Below are 22,223 nucleotides of genomic sequence, written 5' to 3' on the forward strand. Positions count from 1 at the left end.
GACGAAGCGGCGGCAAGCACGCCAGCGCCGCCGCCCGCCATGATAATCGCCCGGGCGGACGATCAGCGATTCAATGCATACGCGATGACGTAATCGCCGCGATCGGGCGATTGCCTCGCGCCGCCCGCCGAGATCAGCACGTACTGTTTGCCGGTCTTCGGCGATACGTAGCTCATCGGTCCGCCCTGGCTTCCGACCGGCAGGCGCGCCTTCCACACTTCCTTGCCCGTCGCGCTGTCGAACGCGCGCAGATAGTAGTCTTGCGTACCCGCGATGAACACGAGTCCGCCTTGCGTCGCAAGCGTGCCGCCGAGCGTCGGCATGCCGATGGGCATCTTCATGCGCATCTTGATGCCGAACGGTCCCGTGTCCTGCACCGTGCCGACGGGCACTTGCCACAACAATTTCCGCGTCTTCAGATCGACGGCCGACAAGGTGCCGAACGGCGGCTTCTGGCACGGAATGCCGAGCGGCGACATGAAGCGGTTCTTGTTCACAGCATAAGGCGTGCCCTTCAGCGGCACCGCGCCCATGCCCGTGTTCACCGCTTCGCCGCCGTTGCTCGCGGGCGCGCTGTCGGTCTTTTGCGGCACCATCTGCACCCAGAGGCCGAGACGCATGTCGTTCACGAAGACGACGTGATGGTTCGGATCGGTCGACAGGCTGCCCCAGTTCATGCCGCCGAGCGAGCCGGGAAAGCTCAGCGAAACGTCTTTGTCGGGCGCGGTGAAGAGGCCGTCGTAGCGCATCGATTTGAAGCTGATCCGGCACACCAGTTGATCGAACGGCGTGGCGCCCCACATGTCCGATTCCTTCAGCGTGTCCGCGCCGATCGTCGGCATGCCGACCGAGAACGGCTGCGTGGCCGAGTATTGCTCGTTGGGGATCGTGCCCGTCTTCACCCTGCGTTCTTCGACACGCGTGAGCGGTGTACCCGTCATGCGATCGAGCACGAAGATCTGGCCGGACTTGGTGCCGAACACGACGGCGGGTTTCGTCGATCCGTCCTGCTCCGGAAAGTCGATGAGACTCGGCTGCATCGGCACGTCGAAGTCCCACAGATCGTTGTGGACCGTCTGGTACACCCACTTCTGCTTGCCGGTGGTCGCATCGAGCGCGAGGATCGAGGTCGCGTAGCGATGATCCAGCGGCGTACGATTGCCGCCCCACAAATCCACCGATGAGCTGCCCATCGGAATGAACACGGTGTTCATCGCGGGATCGTAGGACATCGGCGCCCACGAGTTCGGCGTGCTGCGCGCGTAGGTCTGGCCCGGTTGCAGGCGCGCGTTGGGATCGTCGCGGCCCGGATCGAAGGCCCAGCGCATCTCGCCGGTGATGACGTCGAAACCGCGCAACACGCCCCCCGGCATGTCGGTCTGGACGTTGTCCGCCACGCGCCCGCCCACGACGACCGTCGTGCCCGCGAGCGTCGGCGCTGAGGTGAGCTGGTACTTCGGATCGTCGGCGACGCCGAGGCCCGCCTTCAGATTCACGAAACCATGATCGCCGAAGCCTTCGCACAGCGCGCCGGTATCGGCGTCGATCGCGACGAGGCGCGCGTCGATCGTGTTCATCAGCACGCGGCGCTGGCAACTCGCTCCCGCCGCGACGGAAACAGCGGTCACGGGCGTCGAGCCTGCCACGGAAGGTTGTGCCAAAGGCTGGGTCGCATCGAAATAGGCGAGACCGCGACAGCGATTCCACACTTGCGCCTGCGCGTCGATCTCGCGCTTCCAGATTTGCTTGCCGCTGTCCGCATCGACGGCGATCACGTTGTTATGCGGCGTGCACATGTAGATGCGATCGCCGATCTGCAGCGGCGTCTCCTGATCTTCCGCGCCGTTGCCGGTGGGACTGTCGGGGATATCGCCCGTATGGAACGTCCACGCGACATGCAAATCCTTCACGTTGTCGCGCGTGATCTGGTCGAGCGCCACGAAGCGGCTGCCACCGGGCGTATTGCCGTAGTTGCTCCAGTCCTTCTGCGCGTGTTCCTTCGCAACGGGCACGAGCGGCGCTTCGTTTCCTTCGGACGCGACGGTCGGATGCGGCTGGAACATCTGCACGAAGGCGAGGAGCATGCCCACCGCGATGACGCCGGCAAGCCCGTATGCACGCTTCGATGCGCGCTTGCACGTCTCATGCCTGCGCAACGATGGCCATGCGAGCAGCGCGAGCACCATGAAGCCGGCCGGCAGCATCAGACGCGACACGAGCGGCCAGAAATCGAAACCGGCGTCGATGGGCGCCCATATGAGCGTGCCGATGAACGCCGCTGCATACACGAGCACCGCCGACGCTTTCGCCCGCATGAACTGCACCGCCGAAACGACGATGACCGCGCCCGCGATCACGAAATAGAGACTGCCGTGCAACAGCGCGAGCTTCGCCCCGCCGACGACGAAAAACAGACCAGTGGCCAGCAACGCGAGGCCAAGCAGTACGCACCCTGTTCTCAGCGCGGCTGAGAGATGGGCTTCACTCGTAGACATCGAATCTTCTCCAGGAATCTGCCATGCGATCCGGCATCGGTCGGCGAAACGGAATGCCGCGGCCATGTCGCGCCGCGCGATGAAAAGCGTTCCGTTGAAGTTAGCGCGCCGGACGACGCACTTCGTCATTCGCCGATGCCGCGGCACATAAGGAATCGGCAACGCGTGAATGCGTGCGCCGAAGTGCGCGGCTGGATCGCCTGCCCTGTGCGGTCACGAGAACCGGCAAGGGCATTGGCGTAAACCACTATATTCTAACTGGATAGTTAAATGTTTGCTGCATTCAGACTTCGTGCTCGCTCGCGAACGCCTCGCCCTCCCGCTCCAGCCACGAGCGAAACAGCACGATCACATCGTCATCGGCCTTGTCATCGGCGACATAGGTGCAGTAACTTCGCGACGGCAAACGTGGACCGTCGAACGGCGCGACGAGACGGCCTGCGGCGAGATCATCGGCGACGAGCGCGGTCGGGCCCATCGCGATGCCCATGCCATCGACGGCGGCTTGCAAGGTCAGATAGAAGTGATCGAAGGTCAGTACCGCCGCGGGCGTCAGCGCGGGCAGATCCACCTGCGCGAGCCAGTCCGGCCAGACGCGCGGCAGGCTCGACGTATGCAGCAACGTGTGCCGCTGCATGTCTTCAGGCGTTCGCAGCGGCAAGCGCCGCAATAGCGCCGGACTGCAAACGGGAAAGCGTTCTTCTTCGAGAAACGGCCGCATCGCATAGCCGTAAAAGGTATCCGGGCCGCCGCGGATCACGATGTCATGCGTGTCCTTCAGGCTCTCCACCGGCTCGTTCGATGTCTCTATCCTGACTTCCACATCGGGATGAAGCACGCGGAATCGTTCGAGCCTCGGCACGAGCCAGCGCAAGGTGAATGTGGCGGGCGCATTCACGGTCATCGTTCGCGACACTGTCTCGGACAAGCCATAGCGGGCCGTGGCCTGTGCAAGCCGATCGAAAAGCGGACCGATTTCCGCGAGATAAGCCCGCGCCGCGGGCGTCAGCACGACGCGCCGGTTATGACGCTCGAACAGGGACGCGCCGAGCCACGCTTCGAGCAGGCGCACTTGCTGGCTGATCGCGCCGTGAGTCACATGCAGTTCCGCCGCGGCTTCCTTGAAGCTGCCGAGCCGCCCCGCAGCCTCGAAGGCGCGCAACGCGTTGAGCGAAGGCAATGCCGGTCTCATTCACCAGAGTTTTTCTAACACGACAACGCAATTTATATGGTTTGTGCGGGGCTTACAAGATAGTTATTCTATGAACTATCCGTCACATAACCGACATAAAAACGCATGTTCACCTACACCGGCGGTGTCGTTCTCTTTGCAGCGGTACTCCACGCGAGCTGGAACGCGATGCTCCACGGCAACCGCGACCGCTTCCTCTCGATGACATGGATGAGCATCGCCATCGGGGTCGTGTCGGCGGTTGTCGTCTTCTATTTGCCGATGCCTCCGAAAGCCGCGTGGCCGTACATCGTCGCTTCGGGGCTCGTGCATATCGTCTATAACGTGAGCCTCGTGCGCTCGTATCGTCGTGGCGATCTCGCGCAGGCTTATCCGATCGCACGCGGTTCTTCGCCGATGCTCGTCACGCTCGGCGCGGCGCTCTTCGCGCACGAAGGCATCGGCGCGCTGCATGCGTTCGGGATCGTGCTGATATCCGGCGGCATCATGGCGCTCGCTTTGCAGGGCGGCCGCGTGTCGCGCGCGGGCGTGCTCGCCGCGCTGACGACGGGCGTGACCATCGCGATCTACACGGTGATCGACGGCATCGGCGTGCGTCTCTCCGACGGCGAAGCGCTCACCTACACCACGTGGATGTTCATGTTCTACTGGCTGATGCCGGTGATCTTCGTCGCGAAGCGCGGCCTCCCGGCGCTCTGGACGCCGGTGAAGGAAGCGCCGATGGCCGTGGGTTCGTCGCTCGCGGGCGGACTCGTGTCGATAGCCGCCTATGGCATCGTGATCTGGGCGATGCAGTCCGGCGCGATGGGCGCGGTATCCGCGTTGCGCGAGACGAGCGTCGTGTTCGCGGCGCTCATCGGACGCGTGTTCCTGCGCGAGCCGGTCAGCGCGAAGCGCTGGCTCGCGTGCGTGGTCGTCGCGGCTGGCGCCGTGTGCCTGGGGCTATAGAGCATGCGTCGAACTAAGGCCCAAGCCTGCCTTTGATCGACGAATCGGGATTGCGCAGGGTTCGATAAATTGCCGACGTGGCATTGGGCACGTTACCGATAAGAATCGAGAAGAACCTTGCAACCCGTACACGAATGGCACGCGGCGCCTCTGCCCGCAGATGAAGCGAAACGGCTCCAGTTGCTGCGCAGCCTCGAGCTGCTCGACACCGCGCAGGAAGAAGTCTTCGACCGCGTGACGCGCGTCGTCGCCGAGTTGTTGCAGGTGCCTATCGCGCTGGTGTCGCTCGTCGATGAACATCGGCAGTGGTTCAAATCGCGCGTCGGACTGGATGTATGCGAAACCGCGCGCGACGTGTCCTTCTGTGCGCACGCGCTGCATTCCGGGCGTCTGCTGCTCGTCGAAGATACGCGGGACGATCCACGCTTCGCGGGCAATCCGCTCGTCACGGGCGCGCCTCATATCCGCTTCTATGCGGGCGTGCCCTTGCGCTCGTCGGATGGCCTCGTGCTCGGCACACTATGCGCCATCGACACGAAGCCGAGAACGTTGAGCGCGTCCCTGCAAGCCTCGTTGTGCGATCTCGCGGCGACCGTCGAGCGCGAAATCGTTCAGCGTGAAGCCGCACGCGAGACGCGCGAGCTTCAGGAAGCGGACCGCCGCAAGCTGCGTCTGTCCGAATCGCGCTTTCACACGATCTTCCAGCGAACGCCGACGGGCAAGGCGATCGTCGATCTGAGCGGCCGCTTCGTCGAAGTCAATCCAAAGCTGTGCGAAATCACCGGTTATAGCGCCGATGAACTCGTCACGATGACCTTTCAGCAGATCACCGAGGAAGCGGACCTTCCCGCCGATCTGCAACTCGTGAGCGAACTGCTCGACGGCGCGAGAAAGACCTATACGCTCGAAAAACGATACAGACGCCGCGACGGCGAGCCTGTGTGGATCGAGCTTTCCGTCGCGCTGATTCGCGACGAACGTGGCCTGCCGCTGCACTTCGTGAGCGTGATGCACGACATCACGAGCCGCAAGCACAGCGAACAGATGTTGCGCGATTACCGGCAGGAACTCGAACGCCGCGTGCTCGAACGCACCTGCGAACTGACCAGCAGCCGCACCACGTTGCAGACGATCACGGACAACCTGCCGGTGCTGATCGCTCATGTCGATGCCGATCTGCGCTACCGCTTCAACAACCAGATGTATCGGGAGGTGTTCGGCGTCGAGCCGGCCGCATTGCGCGGCAAATACGTGCTCGACACGATCGGCGCGGCGACGTTCGAGCGTTGCCTGCCCTACTTTCGCCGTGTGCTCGCGGGCGAACGCGTGACGCACGAGGACATCGTCTACGAGGGCGCGCCCGGCCGCATCTGGAACGCGACGTATATCCCCGAATACCGGCGCGATGATGTCGGCGGCTTTTACATCATGTCGCAGGACATCACCGAGACGAAGCGGCGCGAGAACCAGATGCGCTCCGAAGTGATGCTCGACGCGCTGACGGGCCTGCCCAACCGCCGCGCGCTCGCCGAGCAGCTCGCGCTTTCCGTCGATGCGGCCCGTGACGAAGACGTGCCCTTCGCACTCTTCTTCATGGACCTCGACGGCTTCAAGAGCGTCAACGACCAGCACGGCCACGACACGGGCGACGCACTCCTCAGACAAGTAGCCGCGCGCCTGAAAAAGACGACGCGCGCCGGCGACCTCGTCTGCCGCCTGGCCGGCGACGAATTCGTGCTGCTCGCGCGGGGCATTTCGTCGGCGAGCGCATGCAGCCGGATCGCGCAGGATATCTGCCGCGCGATCGGCCGGCCTTTCGAGCTCGGTTGCGGAGAGGCGCACCTCGGCACGAGTGTGGGCATCGCGATGTGCGCTGGCGGCTTCGATACCTCCGCTGAAGCGATCCTCGCCGACGCCGATCGCGCGATGTACGAGGCCAAGCGCAAGGGGCGCAACGGCTTTCGCTTCGCCCCCGTATTTGCCGAAGCCGCGACGCCCGCGATCGACGACTATCGACACGAAATTCTCACGATGCGGAATTGAGGTCCGTTTCCCGAAAATCTACGCTGCATGGCAGCACGGCGCGGGTTGCACATCGGAGGATCGGCTTTCTCATCATGAGAGCGTGCGCATAGCGCGTTGATTCATATCGATTTTTATTTGGTGCGCAACACCACGTACGGCACCCGGCCGCCGTCGTTTCTTCGATAACCTCTTATACAAGAGGTGCACGTTCGCCGATGCGGACCGCCCAGTGCTTTCCAATCACGCGGGAGTAACGCAATGCAGAATGTCTATATCGAACCGATGCCGAAGGGCCAGTGGGGACCGATCGACGGCTACACGCTCGAATTCCATGACGGCACGAAGATCACGCAGCAGGTCTATCGCTCGGAAAGACTCGCCGCCGACGAAATCAAGCTGCGCGGATATGCCCCGATGGTCGCGAAGGTCCGCGTGACCGACAAGACCGTGGACGATCACTGGCAACCCGCCGCATAAGCCTTGCAAATGCGCTTCGCGTCTCGCGCGAAGCGCATCCCCTGCCAATTTTCCCCCGCCGCATCGCGCTGAAAACGCACTGACGTCGTGCGCGATGTCATAAAAGCGTCGACTGGGCGATGCACGATGCATGTCTGTCTTGCATGGAGACCGACAATGTTGATTGCCTGCGCCGCCTATCAGGACGGCCGAAAGCTCGGCGACATTACCATCGAAGCAATCAGCGATTACGTGCAGAAGCCGGAGTGCTTCGTCTGGGTCGCGCTGAAGGATCCCGAGCCCGCCGAACTCGATGCGATGAAAGAGGAATTCGGTCTGCACGAGCTCGCTGTCGAGGATGTGCGCGCGCATCATCAATGGCCGAAGATCGAGGAATACGGCGAGTCGCTCTTCGCGGTGATGCACACCGTCGAGTTGCAGGACGACGCCAGTCTGCTGTTCGGCGAAGTCGATGTGTTCGTCGGCAGGAACTACGTGCTCTCGGTGCGCATGCGCACGATGCACGGCTTCAAGAAAGTCCGCGAACGCTGCGAGCGCGAACCGCCCCTTCTCAGGCAAGGTTCCGCGTTCGTGCTCTATGCGCTGATGGACGATATCGTCGACGGCTATTTTTCCGTGCTGGAAACGATGACCGCCGAACTCGAAGTGCTGGAAGACCGCATCTTCTCGCGTCAGGAGGGCCGCGATTCGCGCGAGCTGATCGAAGACCTGTATCGCTTCAAGCGGCAGCTCGTGGTGCTGCGTCATCACGTCGGCCCGCTGCTCGAAGGCGTCGGCAAGCTGACCGGCGGCCGCGTGCCGGGCCTCTGCGAAGGCATGACCGCCTATTTCAAGGACGTCTACGTTCATCTGGAGCGGATTGTCGGCGCGATCGAAGGACGCCGCGAAATGGTGATCACCGCGATTCAGGTCAACCTCGGCATGATCGCGCTCGCCGATAGCGAAATCACCAAGCGTCTCGGCACCTTCGCGGCGATGTTCGCGGTGCCGACGATGATCGCCGGCATCTACGGCATGAACTTCGAGCACATGCCGGAATTGCACGCGCGCTTTGGCTATCCGATCGTCATCGCGGCGATCGTCACCATCGACTTCCTGCTCTTTCGCTGGTTTCGAAAGGCGAAGTGGATTTGAGCTTCCGCTTAATTCTTCGTTTTGCCCGGCTTCCAGCTTCCGTCAGTCGTCATGGCGGGTTTCACCGGCGCAGGGATGGCCGCGACCTTCTGGAATTCTTTCGGCGCGGTTTTCGTTCGTGCGACCGGCGCGGGACTCGGCGACTTGGCCGCCTGCCGATTCTTCGGCTCCGCGCTAGCCACGCGGCGTTGCGGCGGCTCGGTACATGCGCGACCGGCTTTGTGCGCACATGCGGCGGCGGGTTTTGCTTTGGAAGCGACCTTGGATACGGCTTTCGAATCGGCCTTCGAAACCGTTTTGGGCGCGGCTTTGACCGCGTGCTGCGCGCGGGACGCCGGATGTTTCGCCGCGACCGGTCGTTCGGGAACGACAACCGGGGGAGTGTCGTGGACTTCACTCGACGCGGCTACTGCCATCAACGGCGAAGGCGTTTCGGCTGAAGAATTCGCCGGCCCGCGATGCGTCGCCTCGACGATTCGCTGCGGCGCCACATCGACTTTCGGCGGTGCCTGTTGTCCGACGCTGCCCGCGACCGCGACAGGCAGTCCGGCCGCGCGCGCCGTCGACGGATGTTGTCCGAAATAAGCGCGTATCAGGAAACACGCGCTGATCACGACGCCGCCCATCGCGACCGTGGCCAGTATCGAGTTCGAAGCGCGCTGCGGTTCGATTACGACCGTGCTGGCCGTGGCGGTTGCTGGTGCGGGCAAACGCGGCTCGCGCCGGCGCGGACGCACGCTCCAGCGCACGCGCGCCACTTCGCTCGGTTCCTGAAAATGACGTGTTACGCCGCGCGCCGCCTCGACCGCTCGCACCGCGGTCTCCGCGCCCTTCGTGAGTACGGCTCCGTGCCGGTCGGCGCCGCAGAACGGGCATACGCTTTCTTCTACTGATGAAAGGCTTTCACACCGGGGGCAGATGATGAGATATAGCGACGAGCCGCCGGCCCGCTGGTCCATTGTCACACTCCGTCCGAATCAGTTCGGAAGGCCGATCGACAATCAGCGATCGCCCGGTCGCAAGTAATACATACGAATCACCGTAGCATACCGGGCAACGTTTCGGAAGATCAAACAAACGCATCGGGAAGCGTTCAATTGTCAGGCGAATAAGGCTCTTTTCGCGACGCGGCCGTTAATTCGGAGCTAATTCAGCGCCCCCATGATATGCACGCATACCTGAGCGGAGGACGATGAAATGAGCCTGCTGACCGATGAACGCCTGACCACACTGAGCGAGATCGCCACCGATTGCTTCGATGTCGATTTCAGAAGCGGCGATGCACTCGACGATCGCATCGCCGTCAAGCCGATCGATATCGTGCGCGCGCTGGAAAGCGCCTATGACATGGGGCTGGTCGCAGGCTATCACCTGACGCGCGGAAAGATGTGCCCGCGATAATCGGCGCTGAGCTCATCGTTCGACTAGTGGAGTCACGCTCGCTTCGGATTGCAGGGTTCCGTCCTTCGTTCTTTTCATGAAGGCGCGCAAAGCTTCGTTCAGAGGACGCTCCATCGTCAGATAGGCAAGATAGCCAACGAATATGGAGGCCATCACAAGCAGAACGCATGCGATATCACCCTGCAAAGCCCGCGACTTGTCGAAGTGTCCGAGACCGTGGGCGATAACGGGTACCGTGAGCGTATGCGTAAGATAGATCGAGTAAGACGCATTGCCGACGGGAAGCAGAACGAGTTTTGGAATCCATCCGTTCGCCGATTCCCAGAAAACAAACCCTGCCACGAGCAGCGCCGATGGAATGCCGGCGAAGATGAACCGATGCTCCATTTCGGGCGTGATGGGAGACACAAAGAATCCCAGTATTCCAGCCACTGCCATGCAGGCTGAGACGGCCATGGGAACCTTCATCCGTTGCGTATACATCCATCCGATGATGCAGCCGAAAACGAATTCGAGCATCATCGGGTTCGTCATGAAACGCCAGTAAAAGGCGTTCGGCTGAGCTATGAACGACCCGAGTCCAAGCACCACGAAGAACGCCACGATGCAATACCGCATGGGACGCTCGGCAAAGCATAGCGAGACAGCAAAGACTAGATAGAAGAACATCTCATACGTGAGTGTCCACCCTACGTACAGGACGGGATATGCATGTCCCGCCTCTTTGACTTCATAGGGCAGAAAGAGATAGGACGTGATGGTCCGCGCGAGGTTGAATTTTTCGGTGCTGAAAACGGAAGGCGCGAACAACAGGAGCATCACCATGAACGTCGTCAAAAGCCAGTACATGGGTGCAATGCGAGTCAGTCTCGCGAGCATGAACTTCCGGGCGGCATCGATTCCCCGCGGCTTGTTGGCCGTGGTCAATACCATCACGAAGCCGGAGATCACGAAGAAGATATCGACGCCCGCCATGCCCCGGATAGCAAATCCCGACGTGTACTCGGGAACCCAACCGGCGTTTTTCAGGCTATTGACCGCGTGAAATGCCACGACAAGGCTGGCCGCGATGCCGCGCAGCCCTTGCAAAGAATCCAGTTTGGTCATTGCGGATAACCTCGTCGGCGCCGGTGTCGTCAATACATTTCTTGAGGCCTCGAGCGCCTCATTTCACCAGGGCCTTGATGGCCAGCTTCTTTGCCATCTGGAATGTCTTGGGGAATGTGGTTTCAATGCCCAGCACCACGCGGCTGGACAGCCGCTCCATGTCCTTCGGGCAATTGAACGCCATGCCATTGAACTCGCGCAAATTCAGCGGCTTGATCTTCGACTGAAACTGCAGAAACCGGTGCGAGGCCGGAATGAAATGCGACGTCAGAGAACTGCGGGAAAATTCCGGCCGCGTCGTGCGCAAGCTTCCATGTATCGTTTTCGAGTTCCAGACAAGCACGTCGCCTTTCTGCAGAAATGGCGCGCGGAATTCGAGTTGTTGTTCAGCGAGGATCTTCCTCACAAGCTCTTTGTATTGACCGTGATTGAACGCAACGTCGAAGTTCTTTCCGTTCTTCACCATGTCGATACGATGACTGCGCGGCACCACGAAGAAGCGCCCCGCGCCCGCGTCGATATCCTCCAAGGCGTACCAGCAGCCCACCATCGTGCCGATTCTCTCGCTATCGAGATAATACGTGTCCTGATGAGGCCACGTTTCCGCGTTTCCTTCGAAATACATGCTCTGCACGAGCTTGCCGTCTTCCGCAAAGAGTTCTCGCGTGATGGCCTTGATCGGCGTACTCGCAAAGGCTCTGACCGCTAACTGCTTTAGCGGCGCGAACTCCAGATCACCAAGAGATTGAAGATTGAGCAGCGGATTCATCACGAACCCGTATTCGTTGATCCTGTTCTTTTCCGGATTCGCCGTCGCCTGCCGATATATGTATCCCGGATAGCGCTTGACGGTATTCTCGAACGCATTGCGAATGGAATCGCACACGGTCTGATCCACTACGCCGCGCACGACGACATAGCCATTCTCCTCGTAGTATTGCTTTGCACCGGCGAGGTCGATCAAGTCGAATGTGGTCGAGTTCTGAGCCACGCTTTCCGGAATTTCGATTTCAGTTCCAATCGGACTAAGGATCTTGTACATGGTGGGCACCGAAGGCTGATTAGACCGGCATGATCGCTCTCTCGGGAGCCCTTACACGCTACGTCGAAAGAGTCGGCCTGCGTCGCTCCTGACGGATTCCGCCAAGGGATTGGCCTGAAGTGGCAAAAACGCCGGCGGGGTTTCCGACGATCACGACTTCGCCGCCGCGCGCGGCAAATGCGGCGCGGTCTGCGCGATGTGATCGAGTTCGTCGCGCACCGCATCGATCACACATGCGTCGTGCACACAGGGACTGGCGGCGTGGAGCGCTTCGAGACGCCGCCGCACCGCGCCGTACTGCGCGCCCGCACGGCGATGCAGCTCGGCCCGCTCGCTGTAGCGCAGGAGCGTCTGCAACGAGGCGAGCACGGCCGCGCTCAGACTCGTCATGCCGATGATGATGCGCACGTCAGGCGACACCGCCTGCGCGACGAGCGAAAGGAACGCCGACGTGCCCGTCGCCGCCGTGATGCCGATGACGCCAAGACCGAGGCGTCGGCCGCAGCGCGTCAGCCGGTCGGCCGTCGTGTAGTGCCGAATCTGCGATTCGCGGGCGCGCCTGATCCACGCCAGCACGAGCGCCGGCGTGTCGCGAGGCGGATCATACGAGGAAGGCGTGCCGGTTCGTTGCGATTGAAGGAGCAAGTCGGTCATGTTCGAAGCATTTCATGAACAGACCTCATCGTCGCCGCGAACACGGACAGATCGTGTCCCGTTCAGCGCGGCGCCTGAATCATCTTCCAGCCGTTGCCGGCGGGATCGCGAAAGCCCGCATCGACGCTGCCGAAGCGATCCACCGGCTCCTGCGTGAACTCGACACCGCCCGCCTTCAGCCGTTCGTAGGTCGCGCGGCAGTCCGCGACGGACAACACGAGCGGCGGCATCGCGCCCTTCGCGACCATCGCGCGCAGGGTAAGCGCGGTGGCGTCGTCGTGAATGGGCGGGCCGGGCGCGAACAGGCCGAGCTGGAACGATGGCTGATCCGGATGCTGCACGGTGAGCCATCTGTACGTGCCGTTGCGCACGTCGGTGTGAACGCGAAATCCGAGTTTGTCGACGTAAAACGCGAGCGCTTCGTCCTGATCGTCGACATAGATGCCCACCACGCTGATGCCCTGGTTCATGTGACCTCCTTCGTTGAAGATGGCCGCACTGTACCTGTCGCGCCCCGCCGCCGCTTCTCCAAAACTGCGATCGTGAGATCGGGGCGCTGCGCAGCCTTCAGTACGCAGGCGGGCACGCGATCGAGCGCGGGCGCGACGGCGCGGGACTCGACGCGCATCGCGCCCGGACTGTGGCCCGTGACATCACGAAAGATGCGGCCGAAGGTGCCGAGGCTTTCCCAGCCGGTGACAAACGCGATGTCCGTGATGGAAAGGTCGGTGTCGCGCAGCAGCGTGACGGCCTGCTCGATGCGCCGCGTCAGCAGATAGCGATGCGGCGGAATGCCGAAGGCTCGCTTGAACGAGCGCGCGAAATGCGCTTCGGAGACGCCGCTGACGTCGGCCAGACGCCTGACCGGCCAGTCTTCGTGCGACGACGCATCCATGCGGTCTTTGGCGCGCAGGAGGCGCCGCAGCAGTGCCGGATCTTGCGAGGCGTCGGCGCTGTCGTGATCGCGTGATGGCATGGCGTTCGGAGCGCGAAAAGTAAGCGGTTAGTGTAGCCCGCACACGCCAGCTTCGGCCGCAAAAGAAAAGCGTCGTGCGGACGAAAATCCGCACGACGCGAAGATCGCTCACTCCCTGGAGGGAAAAGAGCTAGAGGGGATGGAAAGCATCTTAGCGCGCGCAAATGCAGCGCCAAGCGCCGGAAAGCGGGCGATTTGCGGTTCATTTCGCCGAATCGAATCAAAGCAACGGCAGCGTCAACCGGATGTGCTCCGCAAACGCCGCCGTCAGCAGCGACGGCCGCTCCCGCGCGAACTTCAGCGATATGCCCACGCCCGGCAACGCGGGCAGACCGGGATCGGCATTCAGCACGCAGAGATCGGCGGGCACCGCTGTCTGCGTGATGACCGCGAAAGCCTGTCCCGAGCGCACCAGCGCGGTGAGACCCGCGAGACTGCTGCTCGCATACGCGATGCGATACGCCTTGCCCGCGCGCTGCAGCGCGTCGCACGCGGCGATGTGATCGAGCGTGTCCGGATCGGAGAGCGCGAGCGGCAACGGATCGTAGTGCGCCGAATCCATCCCCGGACAGCCGATCCAGACGAGTTGCTCGCGCCGGATCACGTCGTCGCCGGGGCTGTCTTCGGGCAGCGAGAGCATCGCGAGATCCAGCGCGCGCTTCTTCAACTGCTCGGCGAGCCGGGGCGTCGGGCCGCACACGACTTCAACGAGCGCATGCGGATGCTGACTCGAAAACTGCCGCAGCAGGCTCGGCAGGAAAACGGCGGCGTAATCGTCCGGACAGCCGAAGCGGATGCTGCCTGAAAGCCCTTTGCCGCACAGATCGGCCATCGCTTCATCGTGAAGCCGCAGAATGCGCTGCGCGTGCACGAGCAGACGCTCGCCGGGATTCGTCAGCACGACGCCGCGGCCGGTGCGCTGAAAGAGCGGCTGATCGACGATATCCTCCAGCCGCTTCATCTGCTGGCTGAGCGCGGATTGCGTCCGGCCGATGCGCTCGGCCGCGCGGCTAAGCGCCCGCACTTCCGCGATGACGGCGAACGATCGCAGCAATTCGATCTCAAGCGAAAGACTCAAGATATTAGATCCTCTTCTATCTCGCATTAGAACTATTCGATTCTATAAAACCAGAGCGCCGACTACACTGCAAGTTCTTTCACCTTTCGCCAGGAGAAGCACGGTGTCCAAGAACAACGACGCAACTTTTTGGCAGAACGCCAGGCAGCACCTCATCCGCTACGGCGGCACGTTCGAGCCGATGATCATCGAGCGCGCCCAGGGCAGCTTCGTCTACGACGCGGACGGCCGCGCGATTCTCGATTTCACGTCGGGACAGATGAGCGCCGTGCTGGGTCATAGTCACCCTGACATCGTGTCGGTGATCAGCGAATATGCGGGCAAGCTGGACCATCTCTTCAGCGGGATGCTGTCGCGTCCCGTGGTCGATCTCGCGACACGTCTCGCCGACATCACGCCCGCCGGGCTCGATCGCGCGCTTCTGCTCAGCACGGGCGCGGAGTCGAACGAGGCGGCGATCCGCATGGCGAAGCTCGTGACGGGGCGATATGAAATCGTCGGCTTCGCGCAGTCGTGGCACGGCATGACGGGACATGCCGCGTCCGCCACGTACAGCGCGGGGCGCAAGGGCGTCGGTCCGGCGGCGGTCGGCTCGTTCGCGATTCCCGCGCCGTTTCCGTATCGCGCGCGCTTTGAGCGCAACGGTCATTACGACTGGCTGGCGGAACTGGATTACGCGTTCGATCTCGTCGATCGTCAGTCGAGCGGGAATCTCGCGGCTTTCATCGCGGAACCGATACTGAGCTCGGGCGGCATCATCGAATTGCCGGAAGGCTACATGGCGGCGTTGAAGCGCAAGTGCGAGGAGCGCGGCATGCTGCTGATCCTCGATGAAGCGCAGACCGGTATCGGCCGTACCGGGACGATGTTCGCGTGCCAGCGCGACGGCGTCACGCCCGACATCCTCACGCTATCGAAGACGCTGGGCGCGGGCTTGCCGCTTGCGGCCACCGTGACGTCGGCGGCGATCGAAGAAAGAGCGCATGAGCTCGGCTATCTGTTTTATACGACGCATGTGTCCGATCCATTGCCGGCTGCTGTTGGGCTGCGCGTGCTGGATGTGGTCGAGCGCGATGGGCTCGTCGCGCGCGCGAACGTGATGAGCGCGCGGCTCAGGCGCGGCCTGCTCGATCTCATGGAACGGTTTGACTGCATCGGCGATGTGCGCGGGCGCGGTCTGCTGCTCGGCGTGGAGATCGTCAAGGATCGACGCACCAAGGAACCCGCCGATGGTCTCGGGGCGAAGATCACGCGCGAATGCATGAATCTCGGGTTGAGCATGAATATCGTGCAGTTGCCTGGCATGGGCGGGGTGTTTCGTATCGCGCCGCCGCTCACCGTCAGCGAGGAAGAGATCGATCTCGGGATTGATTTGCTCGGCAAGGCTATCGAGCGGTCGTTGTAGAGGTTTCATTGGGGAGGCGGCTGTTGTGGTTCGGGGTTTGTTTCGCCGGATCCCGGTTTCGTGTTGGTTTATTAGCACTGCCCCTCCCCGGGGCGGGGGTCACTTTCTTTGCTGCTGCAAAGAAAGTAACCAAAGAAAGCAGCTCGTTTAAGCCCGCGGTCACACGCACGTTGGCTATGCTTGCCAGCCGCGAGTGGCCCTCGCCTAAGTGTCGCCCCCAAAGGCCTATTCGGGCTTGGCTCGCGCACGGTCTGCCGCGCTAGGTGTTTTAGCGCGCTGGTTCAGCACCAAATAGCATCGGCACAGCGCTACGCGCTGCCGTCGGGTATGCGAGGGAAACCATCGAAGAAGCCCGCGCGCACCCGATTGACCCATCGGCCGCGAAGCGGGCTGGAGCTATTTGGTGCTGAACCAGTTTCTTGTGTGGTGCGATGTATCAGACCGTGCGCGGTCCAAGCCCCGCGAGACCTTCGAGGGCACTCGCTACTGCCGGGCCATTAGGCCAATCGCCTGTGCCGCGGCCGGTGTGAAGTGCTTAGGCTGGGGATAGCTGTTTCTTTGGTTACTTTCTTTGCAGCAGCAAAGAAAGTGACTGCCGCCCCGCATAGGGGCAACGCTAATAAACCAAAAAGAAAACGGGATCCGGCGAAACAACCCCCCACGCTACCCCAAACCCAACACCAACATCAATGATGCTCCCGCGCCATCGCCGCGGCATTAATCCCCCCCGCGATGAACTCACGCGCATGCATCGCGAGATCCATCCCGTCGTCCCAAAGGTTGCGCCAGATCGCAAGCGCATTGGACAACTGCTCGTTCACGACCGTCGACGAAAAACTCTCGAAGGTCACGACGCCCTGATATCCGATCATCGCGAGCGCGTGAAAGAACTGCGAAAAGTCGATCGTCCCCGAGCCGAGATAACCTCGATTGCTCTCCCCGATATGCACATACCCGAGCCGCTTCCCGCACTCCAGCACCGGCTGCATGAAATCCGATTCCTCGATATTCATGTGATACGTATCGAGATGCACGACGACATTCGGCGCGTTCACCTCGTCGATCAGCGCGAGCGCCTGCGACGCCGTGTTCAGCAAATTGCTCTCATAGCGATTCACCACCTCGAGCCCGAGCGTCACGTTCTTCTTCTGCGCAAATTCGGCGATGCGCTTGAGCGAATCCACCGCATTGCGTCGGCCCTGCTTCGTGACGGGCGCGGAATACTTCGCCATCGCGCCATAAAGAATGCCACCGAAATAACCGCCGCCCAGTTCCGAAGTAATCGTGATACCTTCCTCCAGCAACGCGACACCTCGCGCGACCGTCGCGGCATCTTCGCTTGAAACGTCCGCATCGAACGTCAGTCCGCGCGAGCAGCCGATATCCAGCCCGTGCTCCTGCAAAAGATCGCGCGTCAACGCGAGATCCATCACCTTCGGCCCGTGCAGCGAAAGCTCGACCAGATCGAAACCGGCGGCCCTGGTCTGGCTGATCACCTTGCGCGTCGATTCCGGCGTCAGATCGCCCTCCCACACCAGTGCATGTACGCCAAGCTTGTTCATCGTGCGACTCCCTCCGATGCGGTCACGCGCCTGCGGAACCGTGTTTTGGAAATGCCGTTGGCCCACGCCCAACGGATGAGCATCACCACCAGCAGGAACACGCCCCACAACGCGGTGGCGAGATGTTGATTCGCGCCGAGCAGATTCAACCCGGACGCGATCACCTGAAGAATCACCAGCGCGATGACGACCGGCACCACGCGCCCGAATCCGCCGAACGGATCGACGCGTCCAAGGAAGCACGCCAGCACGGAGATCAGCAGAAACGCCTCGCCATGACCCACGCGCACCGAATTGAACTGCGCCGCCATCACGACGCCCGCGACGCCGCACATCAGTCCGGACAACATGTAGATGCGCGTGACCGCGCGTGTCGTCGCGATGCCGGAATAGCGCGTCGCTTCGAGATTGGAGCCGATCATGCGGGTGGCGAAGCCGAGCCGCGAACGGGTCATCACGACATGCCACAGCACCGCGCAGCCGATGAAAATCCACAGCGGAATCGGCACGCCGAGAAACACGCCGTTGCCCATCTCGCGCACGAACGGCGGAAAGCCCGAGATATCGCCGCCGCGCGTGAGGAATTCGCCGAGGCCGCGCAGGAAGATCATCATCGAGAGCGAGACGAGAATCGGGCTCGCGCCGGTTCGCGCGATCACCGCGCCCATCACCCAGCCCGATGCCGCGCCCGTCGCCAGCGCGGCGGCGATGCCGAGCAGGATCGCGAGCGCGCCCGCGTCCGCGCCGCCGTGCGTGTGCAGCACATAGGCCATCGCGAGGCCCGAGATGTTGGCCGTGAACGTCACCGCGAGATTGAAGCCGCCGGAGATCAGCGGCATCAGCATGGCGAGCGTGAAGAAGCCGAGCTCGGGCAACTGGAACGCGACCGATACGAACGTGCTCGCCGTGAAGAAGCGATCGGACGCGAAGCTCATCGCGACGATCACGATGACGAGAAAGCCGAGCAGACCGGCGACATCGGCGGGAACGAGCGGTTGGGACGAGCGCGTTTTCATGACGAAGCCCTGCCGCCTGCCGGCGCGAAACGCGATCCGACCAGCTTCGCGAAGCCGCCGCTCGACAAGGTGATCGCGACGAGAATGATCGCGCCGATGATCATCTTGAACGCATACGGCGAGATGCCGAGCAGATTCAGCCCGTTCGCAGTGATCGCGGTGAGCAGGATGCCGAGGATCGCGCCGAGGATCGTGCCGCGTCCGCCGCCGAGACGCGCGCCGCCCAGAACCACCGCCGCGAGCACATCGAGCTCCCGGCCGTACAGCGCGTTGGGCACCACTTCCTGCACGTAGTGCGCCTGCATCAGTCCCGCGATGCCGGCCATCATGCCGAGCCAGCCGAACGCGATGTAATGCATCGCGCCGATGTTCACGCCCACGCGCCGCGCCGCCTCGGGGTTGTCGCCCATCGCGTAGAGCTGGCGGCCGGTCGTCGTGCGGCGCAGCAGGAACCATGTCGCCGCGACCATCGCGACCATCACCGCGACGGGCAGCGCGAGATTCGCCGCGCCGCTCGCGGTATCGAAATGCACGATCGACACGCGATCGACCCACCAGTCCGGCAGATCGTAGATCGACACGCCGCCCGTCAGAAACATGAGGCCGCCGAAGAACACGTTGAACGTGGCGATCGTCACGACGATCGAGACGATTTTGAAGCGATAGATGATGGTCGCGTTGAACGCGCCGAGCAGAAATCCGAAGCACGCCGCGGCGATGAAGCCGAGCGCCCAGTTGCCGCCGCCGAGCCGTATCACGGTCAGCGCGGTCAGATACTGCGCGACCGACGCCCCCACCGCGAACGAAATGTCGATGCCGCCCGCGATCAGCACGACCAGCAACCCCACCGCGAAGATGATGTTGACCGAGCTCTGGTTGAGCAGATCGAAGAGATTCGACAGCGTGAGGAACGTCGATGTCGTGAGGCTCAGGCCGATCATCATCACGGCGATCACGAGGATCAGCAGCGCCTCGATCGAACCGATCCCGAATTTGCGCAGATCAGGCATGGACGTCTCGCTCGATGTGTTCCATGGTCGTCGCGCCCGGCACATATTCCCCGACGATGCGGCCGTCGCGCATGTGCAAAATGCGATCCGAGTTGAAATAGACCTCGGGAATTTCGTCGGAGATGAGCAGGATCGCCATGCCGAGCGCCGCCAGCTTGTGGATGATCGCGAAGATGCCGGCGCGCGCGCCCACGTCCACGCCGACAGTCGGTGAATCCAGGATCAGCAGCTTCGGGTTCGTCGCCAGCCATTTGGCGAGCACGATGCGTTGCTGGTTTCCGCCCGATAGCGTCGAGACCGCATCGTCCGGCTTGCCGATCTTCACCGCGAGTTGCGCGATCCAGTCCGCGATCAGGTCGTTGCGCTTGCGCGAAGAAATAAGATGCGTCGCGTCCAGAAGATGGTCGAGCACCGCGGCGACCGTGTTGTCGCCGATCGACTGCGGCTGCACCAGTCCGAGCGAAAGGCGGTCCTCGGACACATACGCGATGCCTTTGCGGATCGCATCGCGATTCGAGCGCAGCGCGATCTCTCTGCCTTCGATATGCATCGATCCGGCGCGCGGCCGCGTCATGCCGAACAACGACAATGCAAGCTCCGTGCGTCCCGCGCCCAGTCGTCCCGTCATGCCGAGAATTTCACCTTGGCGGATTACGAACGAGATATCGGCGTATTCGCGGCCACGCGACAATCCCCGCACGTCCAGCACGACTGGCGCCGCGGAAAGGTCCGTCTTGCGCACTTCGTAATCGAAGGTGCGGCCCGTCATCAGTTCCGTGAGACGGGTCTGCGTCATCCCTTCGGTCGGAAACGTGCCGACGTACTGACCATCGCGCAGCACGGTCACGCGCGTGCAGACTTCGAGCACTTCCGCGAGCCGGTGACTCACGAACACCACCGCGATGCCGTCCGCCGACAGGCGACGCACGATTGCGAGCAGTGCCTCGGTCTCGGCGTGGCTCAGGGATGCCGTCGGCTCATCCATGAACACGAGGCGCGCATCGCGCACGAGCGCCCGCGCGATGGCGACGATCTGGCGCTGCGCGATCGACAGCGAACGCACGGACCGGTTCAGATCGATGCCGACGCCGAGCCGCGCGAGAATCCTGCGCGCCGCCTCTTTCATCTTCCCGTAATTGACGAAGCGCGGACGGCCGCCGAGGTTCTGCTCGAACGCGATATTCTCCGCGACGGTCATCTCCGGAAAGAGCGCGAGATCCTGCCAGATGACCTGAATGCCGAGCTCGCGCGCCCGCGCCGGATCGAGACCTTCGATCGACTCGCCGTCCATCAGCATCACCGCGCCCGGCTCCGGCTGATACACGCCGTTGATGATCTTGATGATGGTGCTCTTGCCGCAGCCGTTCTCGCCCGCGAGACACAGCACTTCGCCGGGCATGACGTCGAACTTCACGGCCTTCAGCGCCTTCACGCCGCCGAACACCTTGGAGATGTTGTCGAGCGCAAGCAAAGGCGTGCGGTCAGGTTCGGCGGCGGCGGCTTCGCGCATCATGCAACGCTCAGAGGCCCGACTTCGCGAGTTCGTCGACGGTCTTCTCGTTGAGATCGACCAGCTGATCGACGATCAGGTTGTGGCCATCGGGATGCACGACGCCGAGACCCGGAATGTTCGTGCCGTCCTTGATCGGCTGACCTTTCGCGACCATCGTGCCGAGCGTCACGAAGACTTCGCCGGCCTGCGCCGGATTCCACATGTAGCCGCCGGTCAGCACGCCGTCGTGAACGAGACGGCGGCCCTGTCCCGGCGAGAACGGACCGAGCACGAGCACCTTGCCCTTCATCTGCTTTTCCTGGACCGCGCGCGCGGCGCCGATCGGCCCCTGGCTGCCGAACGCGAGAATCGCCCTCAGATTCGGATGCGCGCGCATCAGATCGAGCGCGGTCTTGCGCGATGCATCGACGTCTTCCGCGACGCCGTACCGGTCGCCGACGAGCGTCATGCCCGGATAGTTGGCCTTGATGTACGCGATGGCCGCATCGGCCCATGCGTTATGCAGCGGCACCGTTAGCGAGCCGACGAACACCGCGTATTCGCCCTTGCCGCCGAGCGCTTCGCCCAGACGCTTCGCGTACGCCTCGCCGAAGCCCTTGACCGACGCGAGCTCGAAGTCCCAGTCGGCGTTCTTCTGCTTGGGCGATTCGTGCGTGATGACCTTGATGCCTGCCGCGCGGGCGCGCTGCAACACGGGTTCGAGCACTTCGGCATCGTTGGGCACGACGCCGATCACATCGACCTTCTGCGCGATGAGATCTTCGATCGCACGCACCTGCAGCGCCGGATCGGCGCTCGTCGGGCCGACCATGAACGCCTTCACGCCGAGTTGCTCGGCGCGCTTCTTGATGCCGGCGTCCATCGCGTTGAACCACGGAATGCCGCCGATCTTCACGACGACACCGATGACCGGCTTGTCGGGCGACGCCGAGGCCATGCCGATTGCCAACGCGAATGCGGCCACGCCTGCACACAACGAGCGAATCATATTCTTGGACATGTCTCCTCCGGAGGACATCCGCACACATCGAGCAGACGCCCAGTTGAGTGATCGGAATTCCAGATGCGCCGGTGTCTGGACGAATGACGCTAAATCCATTCAGCAACCCGGTTCGGCGTATGCTGAATCTATTCAGCAACAGGGTCGACTCGGACAAACCCTAGTTCGGTTCCGTCTTTCGGACAGGC

General features: G+C 62.5%; 20 protein-coding genes. 6 read left to right on the forward strand and 14 right to left on the reverse strand.

The window, feature by feature from the left end:
• Positions 1–62: 62 nt before the first annotated feature.
• Together IAG25_RS22540 and gcvA are read right to left on the reverse strand one after the other, a co-directional pair.
• Positions 63–2,495, reverse strand: a complete 2,433-nt coding sequence (locus tag IAG25_RS22540; protein ID WP_187606826.1) for a glucose/quinate/shikimate family membrane-bound PQQ-dependent dehydrogenase — start codon at positions 2,493–2,495, stop codon at positions 63–65.
• A 283-nt stretch (positions 2,496–2,778) separates the two neighbouring features.
• Positions 2,779–3,687, reverse strand: coding sequence for a transcriptional regulator GcvA (gene gcvA, locus IAG25_RS22545; RefSeq protein ID WP_187606827.1), 909 nt, complete (start codon positions 3,685–3,687; stop codon positions 2,779–2,781).
• A 105-nt stretch (positions 3,688–3,792) separates the two neighbouring features.
• Here gcvA and IAG25_RS22550 point away from each other — a divergent pair, with 105 nt between their 5' ends.
• The 4 genes from IAG25_RS22550 to corA all read left to right on the forward strand — a co-directional run bounded on the left by IAG25_RS22550 (position 3,793) and on the right by corA (position 8,271).
• Positions 3,793–4,635 carry an EamA family transporter gene (locus IAG25_RS22550; protein ID WP_187606828.1) on the forward strand — a complete coding sequence of 281 codons (843 nt, stop codon included), beginning with the start codon at positions 3,793–3,795 and terminating at the stop codon, positions 4,633–4,635.
• Positions 4,636–4,752: 117 nt separating this feature from the next.
• Positions 4,753–6,678, forward strand: a complete 1,926-nt coding sequence (locus IAG25_RS22555; RefSeq protein ID WP_187606829.1) for a bifunctional diguanylate cyclase/phosphodiesterase — start codon at positions 4,753–4,755, stop codon at positions 6,676–6,678.
• Positions 6,679–6,918: 240 nt separating this feature from the next.
• Entirely contained in the window at positions 6,919–7,137 is a 219-nt protein-coding gene (locus IAG25_RS22560; RefSeq protein ID WP_187606830.1) for a hypothetical protein, read from the forward strand.
• Between the two features lie 156 nt (positions 7,138–7,293).
• Positions 7,294–8,271 (forward strand): magnesium/cobalt transporter CorA, encoded by a 978-nt coding sequence (gene corA / locus IAG25_RS22565; protein WP_187606831.1) that lies wholly within the window; start codon positions 7,294–7,296, stop codon positions 8,269–8,271.
• A gap of 8 nt (positions 8,272–8,279) precedes the next feature.
• On the opposite strand, the gene IAG25_RS22570 is transcribed toward corA, so the two are convergent.
• A complete protein-coding gene (locus IAG25_RS22570) occupies positions 8,280–9,230 on the reverse strand; it encodes a hypothetical protein (protein ID WP_187606832.1) in 951 nt (316 codons plus the stop codon).
• A gap of 238 nt (positions 9,231–9,468) precedes the next feature.
• On the opposite strand from IAG25_RS22570, the gene IAG25_RS22575 reads away from it, so the two are divergent.
• Entirely contained in the window at positions 9,469–9,672 is a 204-nt protein-coding gene (locus tag IAG25_RS22575; RefSeq protein ID WP_187606833.1) for a hypothetical protein, read from the forward strand.
• A 12-nt stretch (positions 9,673–9,684) separates the two neighbouring features.
• Here IAG25_RS22575 and IAG25_RS22580 read toward each other — a convergent pair whose 3' ends face one another.
• From IAG25_RS22580 to IAG25_RS22605, 6 genes are all read right to left on the reverse strand, one after another.
• A complete protein-coding gene (locus IAG25_RS22580; RefSeq protein ID WP_187606834.1) occupies positions 9,685–10,779 on the reverse strand; it encodes an acyltransferase family protein in 1,095 nt (364 codons plus the stop codon).
• A gap of 58 nt (positions 10,780–10,837) precedes the next feature.
• The gene (locus IAG25_RS22585; protein WP_187606835.1) at positions 10,838–11,821 is read right to left on the reverse strand and encodes a phytanoyl-CoA dioxygenase family protein; all 984 of its coding nucleotides are present in this window, start codon (positions 11,819–11,821) and stop codon (positions 10,838–10,840) included.
• A 150-nt stretch (positions 11,822–11,971) separates the two neighbouring features.
• A complete protein-coding gene (locus IAG25_RS22590; RefSeq protein ID WP_187606836.1) occupies positions 11,972–12,475 on the reverse strand; it encodes an SLATT domain-containing protein in 504 nt (167 codons plus the stop codon).
• A 62-nt stretch (positions 12,476–12,537) separates the two neighbouring features.
• Positions 12,538–12,945, reverse strand: coding sequence for a VOC family protein (locus IAG25_RS22595; RefSeq protein ID WP_187606837.1), 408 nt, complete (start codon positions 12,943–12,945; stop codon positions 12,538–12,540).
• On the reverse strand, positions 12,942–13,451 hold the full coding sequence (locus tag IAG25_RS22600; RefSeq protein WP_187606838.1) for a helix-turn-helix domain-containing protein: 510 nt from the start codon (positions 13,449–13,451) through the stop codon (positions 12,942–12,944). Before IAG25_RS22600 ends, IAG25_RS22595 begins: the two co-directional genes overlap by 4 nt.
• 220 nt (positions 13,452–13,671) lie before the next feature.
• Positions 13,672–14,556 (reverse strand): LysR family transcriptional regulator, encoded by an 885-nt coding sequence (locus IAG25_RS22605; RefSeq protein WP_187606839.1) that lies wholly within the window; start codon positions 14,554–14,556, stop codon positions 13,672–13,674.
• 76 nt (positions 14,557–14,632) lie between these two features.
• On the opposite strand from IAG25_RS22605, the gene IAG25_RS22610 reads away from it, so the two are divergent.
• Complete coding sequence (locus IAG25_RS22610) at positions 14,633–15,934, forward strand: aspartate aminotransferase family protein (RefSeq protein WP_187606840.1); 1,302 nt, start codon at positions 14,633–14,635, stop codon at positions 15,932–15,934.
• A gap of 686 nt (positions 15,935–16,620) precedes the next feature.
• Here IAG25_RS22610 and IAG25_RS22615 read toward each other — a convergent pair.
• Genes IAG25_RS22615 through IAG25_RS22635 form a run of 5 tightly spaced genes read right to left on the reverse strand, consistent with a single transcriptional unit; the run spans position 16,621 to position 22,035 of the window.
• The gene (locus IAG25_RS22615; RefSeq protein ID WP_187606841.1) at positions 16,621–17,496 is read right to left on the reverse strand and encodes a sugar phosphate isomerase/epimerase family protein; all 876 of its coding nucleotides are present in this window, start codon (positions 17,494–17,496) and stop codon (positions 16,621–16,623) included.
• A complete protein-coding gene (locus IAG25_RS22620; protein WP_187606842.1) occupies positions 17,493–18,512 on the reverse strand; it encodes an ABC transporter permease in 1,020 nt (339 codons plus the stop codon). The genes IAG25_RS22615 and IAG25_RS22620 overlap by 4 nt, the downstream gene beginning before the upstream one ends.
• Positions 18,509–19,522 carry an ABC transporter permease gene (locus IAG25_RS22625; RefSeq protein ID WP_187606843.1) on the reverse strand — a complete coding sequence of 338 codons (1,014 nt, stop codon included), beginning with the start codon at positions 19,520–19,522 and terminating at the stop codon, positions 18,509–18,511. Before IAG25_RS22625 ends, IAG25_RS22620 begins: the two co-directional genes overlap by 4 nt.
• Positions 19,515–21,035, reverse strand: coding sequence for a sugar ABC transporter ATP-binding protein (locus tag IAG25_RS22630; protein WP_187606844.1), 1,521 nt, complete (start codon positions 21,033–21,035; stop codon positions 19,515–19,517). Before IAG25_RS22630 ends, IAG25_RS22625 begins: the two co-directional genes overlap by 8 nt.
• A gap of 7 nt (positions 21,036–21,042) precedes the next feature.
• Positions 21,043–22,035, reverse strand: coding sequence for a substrate-binding domain-containing protein (locus tag IAG25_RS22635; RefSeq protein WP_187606845.1), 993 nt, complete (start codon positions 22,033–22,035; stop codon positions 21,043–21,045).
• Positions 22,036–22,223 lie beyond the last annotated feature (188 nt).

The sequence above is a fragment of the Caballeronia sp. EK genome (assembly GCF_014384845.1).
Classification (GTDB): domain Bacteria; phylum Pseudomonadota; class Gammaproteobacteria; order Burkholderiales; family Burkholderiaceae; genus Caballeronia; species Caballeronia jiangsuensis.

Excerpts from the sequence above, each read along its gene's own strand:
- IAG25_RS22540 (WP_187606826.1), bottom strand. The coding sequence starts at position 2,495 with ATGTCTACGAGTGAAGCCCATCTCTCAGCCGCGCTGAGAACAGGGTGC.
- gcvA (WP_187606827.1), bottom strand. The coding sequence starts at position 3,687 with ATGAGACCGGCATTGCCTTCGCTCAACGCGTTGCGCGCCTTCGAGGCT.
- IAG25_RS22550 (WP_187606828.1), top strand. The coding sequence starts at position 3,793 with ATGTTCACCTACACCGGCGGTGTCGTTCTCTTTGCAGCGGTACTCCAC.
- IAG25_RS22560 (WP_187606830.1), top strand. The coding sequence starts at position 6,919 with ATGCAGAATGTCTATATCGAACCGATGCCGAAGGGCCAGTGGGGACCG.
- corA (WP_187606831.1), top strand. The coding sequence starts at position 7,294 with ATGTTGATTGCCTGCGCCGCCTATCAGGACGGCCGAAAGCTCGGCGAC.
- IAG25_RS22570 (WP_187606832.1), bottom strand. The coding sequence starts at position 9,230 with ATGGACCAGCGGGCCGGCGGCTCGTCGCTATATCTCATCATCTGCCCC.
- IAG25_RS22575 (WP_187606833.1), top strand. The coding sequence starts at position 9,469 with ATGAGCCTGCTGACCGATGAACGCCTGACCACACTGAGCGAGATCGCC.
- IAG25_RS22580 (WP_187606834.1), bottom strand. The coding sequence starts at position 10,779 with ATGACCAAACTGGATTCTTTGCAAGGGCTGCGCGGCATCGCGGCCAGC.
- IAG25_RS22585 (WP_187606835.1), bottom strand. The coding sequence starts at position 11,821 with ATGTACAAGATCCTTAGTCCGATTGGAACTGAAATCGAAATTCCGGAA.
- IAG25_RS22590 (WP_187606836.1), bottom strand. The coding sequence starts at position 12,475 with ATGACCGACTTGCTCCTTCAATCGCAACGAACCGGCACGCCTTCCTCG.
- IAG25_RS22595 (WP_187606837.1), bottom strand. The coding sequence starts at position 12,945 with ATGAACCAGGGCATCAGCGTGGTGGGCATCTATGTCGACGATCAGGAC.
- IAG25_RS22600 (WP_187606838.1), bottom strand. The coding sequence starts at position 13,451 with ATGCCATCACGCGATCACGACAGCGCCGACGCCTCGCAAGATCCGGCA.
- IAG25_RS22605 (WP_187606839.1), bottom strand. The coding sequence starts at position 14,556 with ATGCGAGATAGAAGAGGATCTAATATCTTGAGTCTTTCGCTTGAGATC.
- IAG25_RS22615 (WP_187606841.1), bottom strand. The coding sequence starts at position 17,496 with ATGAACAAGCTTGGCGTACATGCACTGGTGTGGGAGGGCGATCTGACG.
- IAG25_RS22620 (WP_187606842.1), bottom strand. The coding sequence starts at position 18,512 with ATGAAAACGCGCTCGTCCCAACCGCTCGTTCCCGCCGATGTCGCCGGT.
- IAG25_RS22625 (WP_187606843.1), bottom strand. The coding sequence starts at position 19,522 with ATGCCTGATCTGCGCAAATTCGGGATCGGTTCGATCGAGGCGCTGCTG.
- IAG25_RS22630 (WP_187606844.1), bottom strand. The coding sequence starts at position 21,035 with ATGATGCGCGAAGCCGCCGCCGCCGAACCTGACCGCACGCCTTTGCTT.
- IAG25_RS22635 (WP_187606845.1), bottom strand. The coding sequence starts at position 22,035 with ATGTCCAAGAATATGATTCGCTCGTTGTGTGCAGGCGTGGCCGCATTC.